Origin of the sequence: Sphingobium sp. LSP13-1-1.1 (genome assembly GCF_040676415.1) — a bacterium.
Classification (GTDB): Bacteria; Pseudomonadota; Alphaproteobacteria; order Sphingomonadales; family Sphingomonadaceae; genus Sphingobium.
The window spans coordinates 297,703-314,185 of record NZ_JBEGHU010000023.1; the positions used below are offsets into that span (position 1 = coordinate 297,703).

The following is a 16,483-nucleotide window of genomic DNA, read 5'->3' on the forward strand; positions in this document are numbered from 1 at the left end:
GTTGCATGATCTGCTTGAAAGTCTATATAGGCAATCTGGAGGTTGCCTATATGCCTGATTCCATCATCAAGACGATAGAGATCGCTGCGCCCGTCGAGAGGGTGTGGGATGCGCTGATCGATCATAAAAAGTTCGGGAGCTGGTTCCGGGTTGCGCTGGACCAGCCCTTTGTCGTGGGTCAGGCATCGACCGGGCACATGACCTATCCGGGATATGAGGATTATCGCTGGGAAGCGCGGGTCGTGGCGATCAAGCCGATGACGCGATTCGCCTATGAATGGCCGGCGACCGGAGGCGACAAGCAATTGATGGAAAGCGGCGTAGCCGTGGCCGAATGGACGCTGGTCGAGTTCATATTGGAGCCGGCCGCGGCGGGCACGCGGCTGACCGTCAGGGAAAGCGGGTTCGACGGGGTACCCGAACCACGCCGGAGCAATGTCATGCGGGACAATGACGGCGGCTGGGCCGAGCAGGTGAAGAATATTCGCGATTATGCCGAACGTTGACGCTGCGTCGGCCCGGCTGTTTGCGGCCCTGGGCGATGCGACGCGGCTGGACCTGATCGGCCGCCTTTCCGATGGGGGAGAGCGTTCGATCGGTCAGTTGGGCCACGGATTGCCGATCAGCCGTCAGGCGGTGGCAAAGCATCTGGACGTCCTGCTCGGCGCCGGGCTGGTCAACCGGACCAGGTCGGGACGGGAGGCGCTGTTCCGTTTGCGGCCCGAGGGCGTTGCAGAGGCCAGGGATTGGCTCGCGAAGGTCGAAAGCCAGTGGGACGGGACTTTGGGCCGGTTCAAGGATTTCGTCGAGAACCAGCCCTGAATCCCGCTGACCGATTATTGCGGCGTGGCCGCGCGCGCGTCCTGGCCGTCACCTTCGGGAGCGGCGATGATGTCGCGGGTAGTGGCGCCCTTGTCGACCACTTCGGTTGCAGGATCACCGACGGAAGAACGGATGCCGGCAGCCGCGTTGGCGCGCCCGGCGGCGTTCAACGTGGCGCTTTCGCCCGGGCTGCGGGCGGCGGGACCACCGAACATCGCCTCCATCGCAGCCTTGCTCGAATCGACGGAGGCCGCGGCAGGCGTGCCGGGCGCGGGCGGAACCAGCGCGAAGTCAGGCGGGATCACCAGCGGAGCCTGACGCGAAACGGCGAATTCGTCGGGACGTGAACGGTTGAAGAGGCCGCCGCCACCGCCGCAAGCGGACAGCATCGAAATAAGGCCAGCGGCGAGGATCAGTTTACGCATCAGTTCATTGACTCCGTCTTTGCGCCCTTCTCGCGCAGCAGAAGCGCCCGCGCAAGCAGGATCAGCACGCCGAAAGTGATGGCCGCGTCGGCCAGGTTGAAAATCAGGAAAGGTCGCCACTCGCCGAAATGCAGGTCGGCATAATCGACCACATAGCCAAGGCGCATGCGATCGACGATATTGCCGATGGCGCCGCCCAGCACCAGCCCAAGCGCGACAACGTCCTGACGCGCCTTTTCGCGCCACATCCACACGGCCACGAAGCCCGCGATCAGCATGGTCATGCCGACGAGTATCCAGCGCATCAGGTTGGTGTCGGCGTGGAAGAAGCCCATGGAAACGCCGCGATTTTCCAGCCAGCGCAGGCGGAAGATCGGCAGGATCTCTATGCCCTCGTCCATCCGGCTTTTCAGCGCCAGCGGATAGGTGACCGTATATTTGACCAACTGGTCCAGCACCAGCGTGACGATCGCGACGGCCAGGCCCAGGGGGCGGTGGTTGACGGCGGCCATCAGCGCTGAACCGGCACGGATTTGAGCGACATAGGTGACACGATAGAACCCCAGAAAAACGCCATTATTGTCTTGTTCACTCGCCACAGCCTGCGTCGTCAGGGCTATAGCCGAGGAATCCGGCTGTAGGACAGAAGGAAGTTTTATCCGGCGAGCACCTCGTCACAACGCTGACAAAGCGTGCCGTCTTCCTGGACTTCAGGCAGCAGGCGCCAGCAGCGGCCGCATTTGTGCCATTCGCTCGGCTGGACGATGATGCCGTCTCCCTTGCCCGTTTCGATACGGGCAACGATGGCGATTTCGGCGAAGTTCACACCGTCACTGGGAACCAGTTGGCCCATGGTGACATCGGCCTCCAAGCTGGAGCGGATGATCTTTTCGCGGCGCAGCGGCTCTATGGCTTCGTTGACCTGATCGCGCTGGTTGCGGATTTCGGCCCATTTGTCATCCAGACCCTGGTCGAGCCAGGCGGCATCGACCTCCGGCCATTCAAGGAAATGGACGCTTTCTTCGGGGTTTGGATAGCGACTTTGCCACACTTCCTCAGCCGTGAAGGGGATGATCGGCGCGGCGTAGCGGACCAGTGCGTGGAACAGCGTGTCGAGCACGGTGCGGTAGGCGCGGCGCTTCGGGTCCGCCTTCGCGTCGCAATAGAGGCAGTCCTTGCGGATATCGAAGAAGAAGGCCGAGAGGTCGCTGTTCGCGAAATCCATCAGCGCGCGGGTGTAGCGGCTGAATTCCAGCCAGTTCTCGCTGTCGGCCGCCTTGTCGACCACGCTGCGGAGATCGGCGTCGAGCTTTGCCAGCAGATGGAGCATGTAGCGCTCCAGTTCCGGCATCTGAGCGACGGGCAACCTCTCCTCTTCGGAGAAATCGGAAAGAGCGCCGAGCAGGTACCGGAAAGTATTGCGTAATTTCCGATAGGCGTCGGAGGAGCCGGCCAGCACTTCCTTGCCGATGCGGACGTCGTCGAAATAGTCGGTGCTGGCGACCCAGACGCGGAGAATGTCGGAGCCGCTTTCGGCGATGATCTTCAGCGGGTCGACCACATTGCCGAGGCTCTTCGACATCTTGCGGCCCTGCCCGTCAAGCGCGAAGCCGTGGGTGAGGACGGCGTCATAGGGCGCGCGGCCGCGGGTGCCGCTGCTCTCCAGCAGGGACGACTGGAACCAGCCGCGATGCTGGTCGGAGCCTTCGAGATAGAGGTCGGCGCGGGCATCGGGGCCATAGCGGCCTTCCACCACGAAGCTGTGGGTCGAGCCGCTGTCGAACCAGACGTCGAGAATGTCGTTCACCACCTCATAGTCGTTGAGGTCGTAATCGGGGCCGAGCAGTGCCTGATGGTCGGCGCCGAACCAGGCGTCGGCACCTGCGCCCTTGAATGCCTCTATGATGCGGGCATTGACCGCCTTATCAACAAGATATTCGCCGGTCTTGCGATGAACATAGAGCGCGATGGGCACGCCCCAGGCGCGCTGGCGGCTGATGACCCAGTCGGGGCGGCCCTCCACCATCGAGCGGATGCGGTTGGTCGAGCGTTCCGGCACCCAGCGGGTGTGTTCGATCGCGTCGAGCGCCAGTTCGCGCAGGGTCGGGTCGTTGGTGACGATCGGGGTGGGCAGGATGCCCTCGCCCGCTTCGACCACCGCGCCCGCCTGCCGCTGGTCCATCGGGATGAACCATTGGGGGGTGCAGCGGAAGATGATCTTCGCCTTGGAGCGCCAGCTATGGGGATAGCTGTGCTTGAAATCGTCGGACGCGGCCAGCAGCCCGCCGGCTTCGCGCAGGTCGGTGCAGATCGGGCCGTCCTTGCTGACGAATTTGGGGTTGATGACGGAGCCCTGGCCGCCGAGCCAGAGCCAGTCCTCGCGATATTTGCCGTCATTCTCGACGGCGAAGACCGGGTTGATGCCGTTCGCCTTGCAGAGCGCGAAGTCGTCCTCGCCATGGTCGGGCGCCATGTGGACTAGGCCAGTGCCCGCATCGGTGGTGACGAAATCGCCTGCGAGGAACGGGCGGGGCTTGGCGAAGAAGCCGCCTAGGGCGTGCATCGGGTGGCGGGCGACGGCTCCGGCGAGTTGGGAGCCTTTGCCCTTCCAAGTCGTGTTCGATACGTGAACGCTAACTTCGTGCGGTTGGTTTTCGTGAGAAAGCGCTTTGCCGACACGCTTGAGGAATTCGGCAATAAGTGCGGGGTCGTTGGCAACCACAAACTTCCGCATCGCCCATTTTTCGATCTTCGACAGATCATAGGCGTGCTCAGTCTTGAGGTGGTTTACTGTCGCCAACTCGAGCGCCACATACTCAACCTCCGGCCCATAGGCCAAGGCCTGATTGACCGGGATCGTCCATGGCGTCGTCGTCCAGATCACCGCATGGGCGCCGACCAGTTCCGGCGCGTTGGGCGCCTCGACAATCTCGAACGCCACGTCGATCTGGGTCGAGACGATGTCCTCATATTCGACCTCCGCCTCGGCCAGCGCGGTCTTTTCGACCGGGGACCACATGACGGGCTTGGCGCCGCGATAGAGCTGGCCGCTTTCCGCGAATTTCAGCAGTTCGCCGACGATCGTGGCTTCGGCGTCGAACTTCATGGTGAGATAGGGATCGTCCCAATCGCCCATGACGCCAAGACGCTTGAACTGTTCCTTCTGCACGCCCACCCACTTGTCCGCATAGGCGCGGCACTGGGCGCGGAATTCCTGTGCGGGAACCTCGTCCTTGTTCTGCTTCTTCTTGCGATATTCCTCCTCGATCTTCCATTCGATAGGAAGGCCGTGGCAGTCCCAGCCGGGGACATAGGGCGCGTCCTTGCCGAGCAAGGACTGGCTGCGGACGATGATGTCCTTGAGCACCTTGTTCATCGCATGGCCCATATGAATGTCGCCATTGGCATAGGGCGGGCCGTCGTGGAGGATGAAGCGCGTCCGGCCCTTCCGCCGATCGCGCAGCTTGCCGTAAAGGTCCATTTCCTCCCAGCGCGCGAGAATGGCCGGTTCCTTCTGCGCGAGACCCGCTTTCATCGGAAAGTCGGTGACGGGCAGGAAAACGGTGCTCTTATAATCTTTGGTTTCTTGGCTAGGCTGGTCGGTCATTTGGGTCCGCGCGCGTTAATTCAACCGCGCGGCATTAGGCGAGGTGTGGCGTTCCCGCAAGGATTTGCCGTGCGTCCTCGCAATCCTTCGCGATCGCCGCCATCAGCGGGTCGAGGCCGTCATATCTGGCTTCGGGTCGGAGGAAGTGGATGAGCTGGACCTCGATGACCTGATCATAGAGGTTTTCGGCGAAGTCGAAGAAATGCGGCTCCAGCAGTTCCTTGGGCGGATCGAAGCTGGGGCGGATGCCCAGATTGGCCGCGCCGTCCAGCACCCTGCCGTCGGGGAGAAGCCCGCGCACCGCGTAGATGCCGTAGCGGGGCCGCAGATAATGGCCGAGGTCAATATTGGCGGTGGGAAAGCCGATGGTGCGCCCGAGCTTGTCGCCATGCTGGACCATGCCTTCAATCGCGAAGGGGCGCGTCAGCAGGCGAGTGGCGGTCGCGCAGTCGCCGGACTGGAGCGCCTTGCGGATGCCGGTGGAGGAGATGATCCCGCCGTCCGTGCCGGTGACGGGCGGCACGGCCTGGGCGACGAGGCCAAGGGGGCCGCCCAGTTCCGCCAGTGTCTGGGTGGAACCGGCGCGATCCTTGCCGAAGGTGAAATCCTCCCCGGTGACGACGCCGGCCACGCCCCATTCGACCAGCAAGCGGACGAAGGACAGCGGGTCCAGCGCGGCCAGTTCGCGGGTAAAGTCGAACACCAGCATGGCGTCGGCGCCGGCCCGGGCGAAGAGGCGTTCGCGCTGGTTCAGGCTGGTCAGGCGGAACCAGGGTGTTTCCGGGCGAAAGAGCCGCATCGGATGCGGATCGAAGGTGGCGATGATCGCCGGGCGGCCCTGCGCGCGGGCAAGCTCCATGGCGCGGCGGGCCACGGCCTGGTGCCCAGCGTGAAATCCGTCGAAATTCCCCAGCGCCATGATGCTGCCCCGCAGATGGGCGGGCATCGGGGCGCTGCTGTGCAGCCGCTCCATGGGGGGCGCTATAGGGGCGCGTCCGGCCGCTGGCAATGCGCGGCGGTCCCTGCCCTACGATGGAAAGTGACGAAGCTGTAGGCGGGACGGCCATTTTCGGCCGGATGGTCCTGCCGCGCGCTTTCCCGCCATTCAGCGGGGTCGGGATAGGCGATGCGGGTGTCGCCGTCCGCATCGACATGAACCTCGGTAAGTTCGATGCGGTGCGCGAGCGGGAGGAAGAGACCGTAGATATCCGCGCCGCCGATGACGGCGGCGGTGGAGGCGCCGGCCATGGCGATGGCTTCGTGCGGGCCATGGGCGGTTTCCGCCCCCTCCCCCGTCCAGCTTTGGTCGCGGGTGAGAACGATATGGCGGCGGCCGGGAAGGAGGCCAGGCAGGCTGTCGAAGGTCTTGCGCCCCATGATCATCGGGTGACCGAGGGTGAGCGCCTTGAAATGCCGGAGGTCGGCGGGCAGACGCCAGGGCAGGTCGCCATCCTTGCCGATCACGCCATTGTCGGCGCGGGCAAGGATGAGGACGATTTCGGATGAGCTGGTCATGGGCCTTACCTAACGCCCTTCAGGAAGAAGAGAAGGGCCCTGACGGGGGACGGGACCGGGTATTTGCCCGCCAGACACGGGCGAGAGCGGCTGGTCGATCAGAGGGTCAGGCGCGTGACATGGCCCATTTTGCGGCCAGGGCGTGCCTCATGCTTGCCATAGAGGTGCAGGTGGTTGGCCGGGTCGGACAGGATCTGAAGCCAGTCATTGGCCTCGACCCCGATCAGGTTGCGCATCTCGACCCTTGCCGCGGCAAGGCCGGTGGCGCCCAGCGGCAGACCGCAGATCGCGCGGACGTGGTTTTCGAACTGGCTGGTCACCGCGCCTTCGATGGTCCAGTGGCCGCTATTGTGGACGCGCGGGGCCATTTCGTTGAAGACCGGGCCGTCGGCGCTGGCGAAGAATTCCAGCGTCAGGACGCCGACATAGTCGAGCGCTTCGGCGACCTTCGACGCCAGGGAGCGGGCTTCGGCAAGCTGTCCCTCGATCAGCGTACCGGCAGGAACCGTGGAGCTGTCCAAAATGCCGTCCTTGTGGACATTGGCGGCGCTGTCCCAGAAGCGGATGTCGCCATGGGCGCTGCGGACGAGGATGACGGAGAATTCCTCGGCAAAGGTGACGAAGCCCTCCAATATGGCGCTCTGGCGGCCGATGGCGTTCCATGCGCCGACCGCGTCGCCGGGATCGGAGAGGCGCGCCTGCCCCTTGCCGTCATAGCCCATGCGGTTGGTCTTGAGGATCGCGCGGCTGCCGATCTGGTCGAGCGCCTCTTCAAGGTCGTCGAGGCTGTCGACCGGGGCGAAGGGCGCCGTCAGGCCGCCCAGGCCGCAGACGAAGCGCTTTTCCGCCACGCGGTCCTGCGCGACGCGCAGCGCATGGGCGCCGGGGCGGACGAGGCCGTGGGTGGCGAGGACTTCGACCGCCGAGGGATCGATATTCTCGAACTCATAGGTGACGACGTCGACGCTGTCGGCGAAGGCCGCCAGCGCGGCGGCATCCTCATAGGCGCCCTGGGTCCAGCGCGGCGAGACATCGGCGGCCGGGCCGCTGCCTTCCGGCGCATAGATGTGCGTGCGATAGCCAAGCTGCGCGGCGGCGATGGCGATCATGCGGCCCAACTGGCCGCCGCCGAGGATGCCGATGGTGGAGCCGGGCGGGATGGTGGTCATCTTATTCGGGCGTGTCCGCTACGTCGTTGGTCTGCTTTTCGCGCCAGGCGTCGAGACGCTGCGCCAGCGCCGCATCCGTCGTGGCGAGGATGGAGGCGGCGAACAGCGCGGCGTTGATCGCGCCCGGCTTGCCGATGGCGAGCGTGCCGACGGGAACGCCGCCCGGCATCTGGACAATGGACAGCAGGCTGTCCATGCCCTTCAACGCCTTGGACTCCACGGGCACGCCCAGCACGGGCAGGCGCGTCATCGAGGCGGTCATGCCGGGGAGATGCGCCGCCCCGCCCGCGCCGGCGATGATGACCCTCAGCCCCCGGTCGACCGCGCCCGTGGCATAATCGTAGAGACGCTGGGGCGTGCGGTGGGCGGAGACGACCTTGCATTCATGGGTTACGCCGAGCGCATCGAGCGTTTCCGACGCGTGCCGCATCGTTTCCCAATCGGATCGGCTGCCCATGATGATACCGACTTGCACGGCTTCGACTGCCCCGGTCATTCGCTTCGCACTTCCCTGCCAATGCGGAAAGCAAAGCCCCTTAGCGGGACGACTGGCGGGGGGCAATGCGGGATTTTGGTTCGTTCCACCCCATCAGCCGCCCCGCGCGGAAGCAGGTCGGATTTTTACCGCTCCGAAAGATAATAGCGGTCCCTGGCCGCCAGGTCGTCGTCGAGGTCGTAGACGATGGGCTGGCCGGTGGGGATTTCCAGTTCGGTGATCTCATCGTCCGGAATGTTGGAGAGGTGCTTCACCAGAGCGCGGAGCGAATTGCCATGGGCAGAGATGACGACGCGCTTGCCGGCCTTGAGGTCGGGGGCGATGCGCTCCTCCCAATAGGGCAGGACGCGGGCGATGGTGTCCTTCAGCGATTCCGTGGACGGAATGGCGATGCCGGCATAGCGGCGGTCCTTCGACAGGTCGAATTCGCTGCCCGCCTCCAGCGGCGGCGGCGGCGTGTCGAAGCTGCGGCGCCAGATCTTCACCTGATCGTCACCATGCCTGGCCGCCGTCTCCGCCTTGTTGAGGCCGGTGAGGCCGCCATAATGACGCTCGTTGAGGCGCCAGTCCTTCTCGACCGGCAGCCACAGGCGGCCCATTTCCTCCAGCACCAGGTTCAGCGTCTTGATCGCGCGGGTCTGGACGGAGGTGTAGCACTGGTCGAAATCCAGCCCCTTTTCCCTGAGCAGGCGGCCCGCGGCGCGGGCTTCCTCCGCGCCCTTTTCGGTCACGTCCACGTCCCACCAGCCGGTGAAGCGGTTTTCAAGGTTCCAGGCCGACTGGCCATGACGGATGAGGACGAGCGTGGGCATGAAGCGTGTCTCCTGCACGAGAAGCGAAGAATTGCGCCCTCCCATAGCGCCGGAAATATCCGACGCAAGCTTGCGCGGCCCCCGCACGCCCCCACATTGCAGTCGGTCCGTCGATGGGATAGCCCAGGCAGGAGCTGAAGGAAGGAACCGGCAACTTGGCATTTGTGAAGGGCATGTGGCGCATATTGGTCGCCATCAAGGACGGGTTGGTGCTGCTGTTCCTGCTGATGTTCTTCGGGGCGCTCTATGCCGCCCTGTCCTGGTCGCCCAAGCCTGCGCAGAGCGTGGGCAGCGGCGCGCTGCTGCTGAAACTGGACGGGACCATCGTCGAGCAGCCGTCGGAAGTCGATCCGATGGCGCTGCTGACCGGCCGGAACGACCGGGCGAAGGAATATGGGCTGGCCGATATCGTCGCCGCGCTGGATGCGGCGCGGGACGACCGGAAGGTGAAGGCCGTCGTGCTGAACCTGGACGGCTTCATGGGCGGCGGCCAGGTCGCACTGGCGCGGGTCGGCAAGGCGCTGGACGCGGTGCGCGCGGCGAAGAAGCCGGTCTTCGCCTATGCGACCATCTACAGCGACGACAGCTATCAGCTGGCCGCGCATGCGAGCGAAAGCTGGGTGGACCCGCTGGGCGGCGTCGCCATCGTCGGGCGCGGCGGTTCCGGGCTCTATTACAAGGGGCTGATCGACAAGCTGGGCGTCAACACCCATGTCTATCGCGTCGGCACCTACAAGAGCTTCGTCGAGCCTTTCACGCGGACCGACCAGTCCCCCGAAGCGAAACAAGCCAACCAGGCGCTGGCGGACGCGCTTTGGGAAGATTGGCAACAGGAAGTCGCAAAGGTCCGGCCCAAGGCCAGGCTGGCGGCCTATGTGCGTAATCCTGCGAGCCTGGCCGAGGCCGCTGGCGGCAATCTGGCGAAGGCGGCGATGGGCGCCGGGCTGGTCGACAGGATGGGTGATGAAGCGGCGTTCGGCGCGCGGGTGGCCGAGATCGTGGGCGATGCACCGGACGACAAGGCGGGCGACTTCGCGGCCATCGACCTTGGCAACTACATGAAGGCGCACAAGCCCGCCAATGGCGGGGATATCGGCGTGCTGACCATTGCCGGCGACATCGTCGATGGCGAGGCCGGGCCGGGCACGGCGGCGGGCGACACGATTTCGGCGCTGCTGCGCAAGACGCTGGCGGAAAAGGATCTGAAGGCGCTGGTGGTCCGGGTCGATTCGCCCGGCGGATCGGTCATGGCGTCGGAGAAGATCCGCAGCGCCATCATGGAAGCGAAATCCGAGGGGCTGCCCGTCGTGGTATCGATGGGCAATGTGGCGGCGAGCGGCGGCTATTGGGTGTCGACGCCTGCCGATGTGATCTTTGCGGAGCCCGATACGATCACCGGATCGATCGGCGTGTTCGGCATCATACCCAGTTTCGAGGGAACGCTGGCGAAGATGGGCGTCACCACGGACGGGGTGAAAACAACGCCGCTGTCGGGCCAGCCGGACATTGCCGGCGGCACGACGCCGGAATTCGACCGGATCATGCAGATGGGGGTCGAGGATATTTACGGCCGCTTCGTCGGGCTGGTCGCGCAATCGCGGCGCAAGACCCCCCAGCAGATCGACGCCATCGCGCAGGGTCGCGTCTGGGACGGCGGCACGGCGCGGCAGATCGGGCTGGTGGATCGCTTCGGCGGGCTGGAGGAGGCGATTGCCGAGGCGGCGAAGCTGGCAAAGGTCGATCCGGCCAAGGCCAAGCCCTATCGCATCGCCAAGGAACCCGACAAGTTCGCCGAATTCGTCCAGTCGATCATCGATCGGGAGGATGAGGATGATGCTGGGACGTCGTCTGCCATGGTCGGAAGCGACCTGCTGGGGCGGCAGGCGATCGTGCAGCGGAACTGGGCATTGCAGGCCATTGCCGATGTGCGCGCGCTGGTGAGCGGCGCGGGCGTGCGGGCCGATTGCCTGGAGTGCCGGGGCTATGGCGCGCCGCGGGTCGCAAAACCCGACGAGCACGGACTGGCGGCGCTGTTGCTGGGGTTTTGGCGGTGATGGGCGTTATTGGCCATTGAGCGTCCTGTGCTCCTGCGCAGGCAGGAGTCCAGTTCAACTGTTGCGATGATTCACCAAGGGCAGGACTGGGCTCCTGCCTGCGCAGGAACACGGTGCGCGCTTGAGAGAAGGCAGCCCTTCAGGCCTTCCCTGTCCACCCGGTCGGATACTCCACGAAATCCGCTTCCCGATCTTGCCGCCCCGATTTGAAGCGGTCCACACTTTGAAGCGGTCCGCACTGGCGCGGCGGAACCGCTCTCCCTATAGCTGGTCCATGGCATCCACCGAAAAGAAGAAGAAATCCGACCCCGCCCGGACCAAGGTCCGGCCCGCCGGTTTCCCGACGCGCGAGCAGGTGATGGATTTCATCGCCACGTCCGACCAGCCGGCCGGAAAGCGGGAGATCGCAAAGGCGTTCGGTCTCAAGGGGCAGGAGAAGATCGCGCTCAAGGCGCTGCTGAAGGACATGGCGGACGAAGGGCTGATCGACATCGGTCCGGCGCGGGCCTTCCACAAAATGGGCGGCGTGCCGAAGGTCACCGTGCTGCGCATCGTCGATGTCGACGACACCACCCTGATCGCCACGCCGGAACGCTGGGAGGCGGAGGGGCAGCCCGCGCCCCGGCTGCGCATCGTGGAGCGGGGCAAGAGGGGCGCACTGACGATCGGCGACCGGATCCTGGCGCGAACCGAGGAAGCGGGGCGCGGCTGGGTCGCGCATCCGATGAAGAAGCTTGCCAAGGCGAGCGAGGAATTGCTGGGCGTGGTCGAGGAGGCGGACGGCGGCAAGCTGTGGCTGCGCCCGGTCGACAAGCGCATTCGGAGGGACACGCCGATATCGGACCCCGGCACGGCGAAGAAGGGCGATCTGGTGCTCGCCGAGCCGATGGGGCGCCCGCCCCGGATCACGGCGCGGGTGACGGACATATTGGGCGATCCCTTCGCGCCGCGCAGCTTCAGCCTGATCGCCATCCACAAGCACGGCATTCCCCACGTCTTTTCCGAGCGGGTCGAGGAAGAGGCGGTGGCGGCTTCCAGACTCCCCCTGCATGAGGAGAAGCGGGAGGATCTGCGGCACCTGCCCATCGTCGCCATAGACCCGGTCGACGCGCGGGACCATGATGATGCGGTCTGGGCCGCGCCGGACGATGATCCGGCCAATGAGGGCGGCTACAAGGCGATCGTCGCGATCGCGGACGTCAGCTATTATGTGCGGCCGGGCAGCGCGCTGGACCGGGAGGCGCGGAAGCGCGGCAACAGCGTCTATTTCCCCGATCTGGTGGTGCCCATGCTGCCGCACCAGCTTTCCTCCGACATGTGTTCGCTGCGCGCGGGAGAGGACCGGGCGGCGCTGGCCTGTCATTTTGTGCTGGATGCCGCGGGCAAGATGAAGAGCTGGCGCTTTTCCCGCGCGGTGATCCAGGTGGCGGCGGTGCTGGCCTATGAGGACGCGCAGGCGGCGATGGACGGCACGCGGGAGGAGCCGCTGCTGGAAACGGCGCTGAAGCCGCTCTGGGCCTGCTGGGCGCTGCTGCGCAAGGCGCGGGACAAGCGCGAGCCGCTGGCGCTGGACCTGCCGGAGCGGCGGGTGGTGCTGGACGAATATGGCAAGATCGTCAGCGTCGCGGTGCGCGAGCGGCTCGACGCGCATATGCTGATCGAGGATTATATGGTCGCCGCCAATGTCGCGGCGGCAAAGGCGCTGGAGGCGAAGAAGGCGCCGGTCATGTACCGCGTCCATGAACCGCCGAGCCGGGACAAGCTGGTGGCGCTGAAGGACTATCTTACGACCTTCGACATCGAATTCGCCCTGGGCCAGGTGGTGAAGCCCGCCACCTTCAACCGGCTGATCGCCCGGGTCGGCGAAGCGGAGGAGAAGCCCCAGATCATGGAGCAGATCCTGCGCACCCAGACGCAGGCCTATTATGCACCCGCCAATCAGGGGCATTTCGGGCTGGCGCTGGGGTCCTATGCGCATTTCACCTCGCCGATCCGGCGCTATGCGGACCTGCTGGTGCATCGGGCGCTGGTGGGCGCCTATGGGCTGGAGCTGCCCGCGCCCAAGGGGGATATACCCGACCGATCCTCGCTGAGCGGGGAGGATATGGAGAATATGGCCCGCGTCGGCGAGATGATCAGCCAGCATGAGCGCCGCGCCATGGAGGCGGAACGCGAGACGATCGACCGCTATGTCGCGGCATTCCTGGCGGCGCATGTCGGCGACCTGGTGGAGGCGCGGATCACCGGAGTGCAGAGCTTCGGCTTCTTCGCCACGGTCGAGGGGCTGGGCGGCGACGGGCTGGTGCCGGTATCGACCCTGGGCGACGAGCGCTTCTTCTTTGACGAGGCGGGGCGGGCGCTGGAGGGCGTGGAGAGCGGGGACCGATATACGATCGGCCAGCGGCTGCAATTGCGGCTGGCCGAAGCGGACCCGATCAACGGGGCCTTGCGCTTCGAACTGCCCGATGCCCTGCCCCAGCGTCCGAGCTTCAAGAAGGATCGCGTCCGGCCCGGCAGCGTCCGGCGCGGGCGGCCGGCCAACATACGGCACATGGGGGCGAAGCGGGGCAAGCACCGGCGGTGAAGGCCCCTATGCGCTGTAAACCTGTTACCGCATGCCAGTGAACGAAAATGGCCTGAACGAAAATGGGCCCGAACGGAAATGGGGCAGTCCCGCAGGACCGCCCCATTTTCCGTTTTCATGCCCGCGTCGCGGCTTCAGGCCGCTGCGCTCTCCGGCTCGACAGCGAACAGGGTCACGCCCTTATATTTGCTGTCGCCCTGATCATAGAGGCCGTGCATCGCCTCGAACTTTTCGTCGATCAGGCTGACGTCGTTCAATCCGGCGAGCTTGAACGTGCCCAGCTTCAGTTCCCTGGGGGGGCGGCCGTCACGCTCGATCGTGACCGCGTCGATGAACATCTCGTCATGGCGCGTGTAGAGGATATGCGGGGCCAGCTTCACGACCATCTTGTTGTAGGTCGCCATCAGACATTTCTGAAGCGCAATCGCCTCGAAGAACATGGTAGGAGCGGTCATAATCTGCTTTTCATTACCGATTTGACGCGCCGGTTCAATTGCTTTGTGCGTCGCACCATCACCTCGCCGTGCAACTTGCCATACAACTTGCACGCCAGGCGGGATCAGGCGTTTCGCCTGTGCGACACAAGGTGCAGCCTCTCCCGCAAGACCCAGCGCGCCACCAGCAACAGCGCGACCACGCCCAGCCCGCTTGCAAGGCCCAGCCAGATGCCAAGGCCCTGCAACCCCAGCGGAAAGGCCAGGACGACGCCGACTCCGATGCCGATCACCCAATAGCCGATCAGGGCAAAGATCATCGGCACGCGCGTATCCCGAATGCCCCTTAGCACCCCTGCCCCCACGGCCTGGGCCGCGTCCACCAGCTGGAACAGCGCCGCGACGCCCAGGAAGCTGACCGCAAGCGTCGCGGTCCGCCGGTTGGCGGGATCGGCAAGGTCCAGGAAAGCGGATATCAGAAGGCGCGGAAAGGCGATGAGCATCGCCGCCGCGATCAGGGCGAACCCCGTCCCGATCGCCAGCGCCAGCCAGCCCGCACGACCGACCCCCGCCAGGTCGCCCTTCCCATAAGCGAGGCCCACGCGCACGGTCGCCGCCTGGCCAATGCCCATGGGCACCATGAAGACCAGCGCGGCGATCTGGATCGCGACGGCATGCGCCGCCAGCGAGTCGCGGTCGATCAATCCCATCAGGAAGGCGGAGGCGTTGAACACCGTCGTCTCCAGCCCCAGGGTGATCGCGATCGGCAGGCCCAGCGCCCAGACGGCCCGGTGCCGTTCCCGGTCACGGGTCCAGAATCGCCCTAGCAGGCGGTAGCGACGGAACCGCCGGTCGATCAGTATGACCGCAAGCAGCCCGATGAACAGGAAGGAGGAGGACAGACTGCTGGCGATTCCCGCGCCGAAGATCCCTAGCGCGGGGAAACCGAAATGGCCGAAGATCAGCGTCCAGCCCACCAGCACATTGAACGGGATCGCGCAGACCATGATGATCAGGCCCCAGACGGGCCGTTCGAGCGCGGAGATGAAGTTGCGCAGCGTGGTGAATCCCAGAAAGGGCAGCAGCGCCCATTGCAGGCCGCGCATCAGTTCGCCCGCCTGGGCCGCCAGTTCCGCATCCTGCCCCATCAGCAGCAGGATGGATCGGCTTTCCCACAGCAGCGCCCAGGCGGGCAGCACGAACAGGGTGGCCGCGCGCAGCGTCTGATGCACGGTCCGCCGGACGTCCCGCACCGAATGCCGCCGACGCCCCCGCTCCGTGGCGATCAACGGCGCGGCGGCGGTCACCAGCCCCATGCCGAAGATCAGCAACGCATTGAACAGGTTGATCGCCAGCGCGCCAGACGCCACCGCGCCCGCACCCAGCCGGCCCAGCAGCAGCAGGTCGGTCGCGGCGATGCCGGCCCAGGCGATGTTGCCCGCGATCATCGGCAGTGCGAGCGCCGTCAGCGCCCCGGCCTCCAGGCGCCAGGGTGAACGCATCGGTCAGTGCTTTTTGAAGAGGTGCAACAGGGCGACGACGATGCCGCCAACGATCAGCCCGACAATGCCGGCGCCCACAGCGTTCACCACCCATTCCACCACCGGAGCGATGGCGGGCAGGCCGTGGGCCGCGCCTTGCGCGACATGGTGGATGGCGCCGGGAACGAGATCCCAATGAAATTCGTGAAGCCCATGGACGATCAGCCCGCCGCCGACCCAGAGCATGGCCGCGGTGCCGACAACGCCCAACATCCGCATCAGCACCGGCATGGCCTTCACCATCGCCCGCCCCAGCACCCGCGCGCCAGCCGAACGCCGCTCCGCCAGATGCAGGCCGATATCGTCCATCTTCACGATGAAGCCGACAACGCCATAGACGCCCGCGGTGATCAGGAAGGCGACGACGATCAGGATGATCGCCTGTTCCCAGATCGGTTCCGCCGCGACGGTGCCGAGGGCGATCGCCATGATTTCGCCCGACAGAATGAAGTCGGTGCGGATCGCGCCGGAAACCTTCTGCTCCTCCAGTTCGCTGGAGCTGTGCGTTTCCAGCGCTTCTTCGACCAGGTCATGACCGCCCTGCACCGCTTCGAGCAGCTTTTCCGCCGCTTCGAAACAGAGAAAGGCACCGCCCAGCATCAGCAGGGGAGGCAGCAACCAGGGCGCGAAGGCGCTCAGCACCAGGGCGGCGGGAAGCAGGAACAGCAGCTTGTTGCGCAGCGAACCCTTGGCGATCTTCCAGATGATGGGGAGTTCGCGGTCCGCCGTCAGGCCCATGACATAGCGCGGCGTGACTGCCGTATCGTCGATCACCACGCCCGCCGCCTTCGACCCGGCCTTGCCCGCGGCAGCGGCAACATCATCCAGCGAACTGGCCGCAAGCTTGGCAATCCCCGCTACGTCATCGAGCAGCGCGATCAGACCCGAAGGCATTGATGTTATTCCCCTGTTGGCCCCGGCGTGGGACCGGCAGCCGCCTCAATAGAGGCGGGGCATGCCTGGCGCAATGGATTGGCAAAGGGTCGGATCGATATAGGCGGACCGAACAGGGCGGCGGCCCTGC

15 protein-coding genes are annotated in these 16,483 nt (G+C 65.4%); 4 read left to right on the forward strand and 11 right to left on the reverse strand.

Translation table 11 applies throughout. From position 1 onward, the window contains the following. Window positions 1-50: 50 nt before the first annotated feature. Together MRBLSP13_RS13435 and MRBLSP13_RS13440 are read left to right on the forward strand one after the other, a co-directional pair. Window positions 51-506: an SRPBCC family protein gene (locus MRBLSP13_RS13435; protein ID WP_363754970.1), complete on the forward strand. Its 456-nt coding sequence runs from the start codon at window positions 51-53 to the stop codon at window positions 504-506. Then, complete coding sequence (locus MRBLSP13_RS13440; RefSeq protein ID WP_363754972.1) at window positions 493-822, forward strand: ArsR/SmtB family transcription factor; 330 nt, start codon at window positions 493-495, stop codon at window positions 820-822. The genes MRBLSP13_RS13435 and MRBLSP13_RS13440 overlap by 14 nt, the downstream gene beginning before the upstream one ends. Before the next feature lie 14 nt (window positions 823-836). Here the strand turns inward: MRBLSP13_RS13440 and MRBLSP13_RS13445 are convergent, their stop codons facing one another. The 8 genes from MRBLSP13_RS13445 to gpmA form a co-directional block, all read right to left on the reverse strand. Further along, the gene (locus MRBLSP13_RS13445; RefSeq protein WP_133652272.1) at window positions 837-1,247 is read right to left on the reverse strand and encodes a DUF3035 domain-containing protein; all 411 of its coding nucleotides are present in this window, start codon (window positions 1,245-1,247) and stop codon (window positions 837-839) included. Beyond that, window positions 1,247-1,759 carry a signal peptidase II gene (gene lspA / locus MRBLSP13_RS13450; RefSeq protein WP_363735363.1) on the reverse strand — a complete coding sequence of 171 codons (513 nt, stop codon included), beginning with the start codon at window positions 1,757-1,759 and terminating at the stop codon, window positions 1,247-1,249. Before lspA ends, MRBLSP13_RS13445 begins: the two co-directional genes overlap by 1 nt. A 143-nt stretch (window positions 1,760-1,902) precedes the next feature. Further along, a complete protein-coding gene (ileS, locus tag MRBLSP13_RS13455) occupies window positions 1,903-4,854 on the reverse strand; it encodes an isoleucine--tRNA ligase (protein ID WP_363754974.1) in 2,952 nt (983 codons plus the stop codon). A 34-nt stretch (window positions 4,855-4,888) separates the two neighbouring features. Then, window positions 4,889-5,827, reverse strand: coding sequence for a bifunctional riboflavin kinase/FAD synthetase (locus MRBLSP13_RS13460; protein ID WP_363754976.1), 939 nt, complete (start codon window positions 5,825-5,827; stop codon window positions 4,889-4,891). An 8-nt stretch (window positions 5,828-5,835) separates the two neighbouring features. Further along, complete coding sequence (locus tag MRBLSP13_RS13465; protein ID WP_363754978.1) at window positions 5,836-6,369, reverse strand: dihydrofolate reductase; 534 nt, start codon at window positions 6,367-6,369, stop codon at window positions 5,836-5,838. A 98-nt stretch (window positions 6,370-6,467) separates the two neighbouring features. Then, window positions 6,468-7,538, reverse strand: a complete 1,071-nt coding sequence (locus MRBLSP13_RS13470; RefSeq protein ID WP_363754980.1) for a 5-(carboxyamino)imidazole ribonucleotide synthase — start codon at window positions 7,536-7,538, stop codon at window positions 6,468-6,470. A gap of 1 nt (window position 7,539) precedes the next feature. Next, a complete protein-coding gene (gene purE, locus MRBLSP13_RS13475) occupies window positions 7,540-8,034 on the reverse strand; it encodes a 5-(carboxyamino)imidazole ribonucleotide mutase (protein WP_363754982.1) in 495 nt (164 codons plus the stop codon). Between the two features lie 125 nt (window positions 8,035-8,159). Further along, window positions 8,160-8,846 carry a 2,3-diphosphoglycerate-dependent phosphoglycerate mutase gene (gene gpmA, locus MRBLSP13_RS13480; protein ID WP_363734532.1) on the reverse strand — a complete coding sequence of 229 codons (687 nt, stop codon included), beginning with the start codon at window positions 8,844-8,846 and terminating at the stop codon, window positions 8,160-8,162. A gap of 155 nt (window positions 8,847-9,001) precedes the next feature. Here gpmA and sppA point away from each other — a divergent pair, with 155 nt between their 5' ends. Together sppA and rnr are read left to right on the forward strand one after the other, a co-directional pair. After that, window positions 9,002-10,900, forward strand: coding sequence for a signal peptide peptidase SppA (gene sppA / locus MRBLSP13_RS13485; protein WP_363754984.1), 1,899 nt, complete (start codon window positions 9,002-9,004; stop codon window positions 10,898-10,900). 274 nt (window positions 10,901-11,174) lie between these two features. Next, window positions 11,175-13,484 (forward strand): ribonuclease R, encoded by a 2,310-nt coding sequence (gene rnr / locus MRBLSP13_RS13490; RefSeq protein WP_363755256.1) that lies wholly within the window; start codon window positions 11,175-11,177, stop codon window positions 13,482-13,484. A 134-nt stretch (window positions 13,485-13,618) separates the two neighbouring features. Here the strand turns inward: rnr and MRBLSP13_RS13495 are convergent, their stop codons facing one another. The 3 genes from MRBLSP13_RS13495 to MRBLSP13_RS13505 all read right to left on the reverse strand — a co-directional run bounded on the left by MRBLSP13_RS13495 (window position 13,619) and on the right by MRBLSP13_RS13505 (window position 16,353). Further along, a complete protein-coding gene (locus MRBLSP13_RS13495) occupies window positions 13,619-13,939 on the reverse strand; it encodes a hypothetical protein (protein WP_133652280.1) in 321 nt (106 codons plus the stop codon). Window positions 13,940-14,043: 104 nt separating this feature from the next. Beyond that, on the reverse strand, window positions 14,044-15,420 hold the full coding sequence (locus MRBLSP13_RS13500; RefSeq protein ID WP_363734530.1) for an MATE family efflux transporter: 1,377 nt from the start codon (window positions 15,418-15,420) through the stop codon (window positions 14,044-14,046). Window positions 15,421-15,423: 3 nt separating this feature from the next. After that, window positions 15,424-16,353: a DUF808 domain-containing protein gene (locus MRBLSP13_RS13505; protein ID WP_363734529.1), complete on the reverse strand. Its 930-nt coding sequence runs from the start codon at window positions 16,351-16,353 to the stop codon at window positions 15,424-15,426. Between the last annotated feature and the right edge of the window lie 130 nt (window positions 16,354-16,483).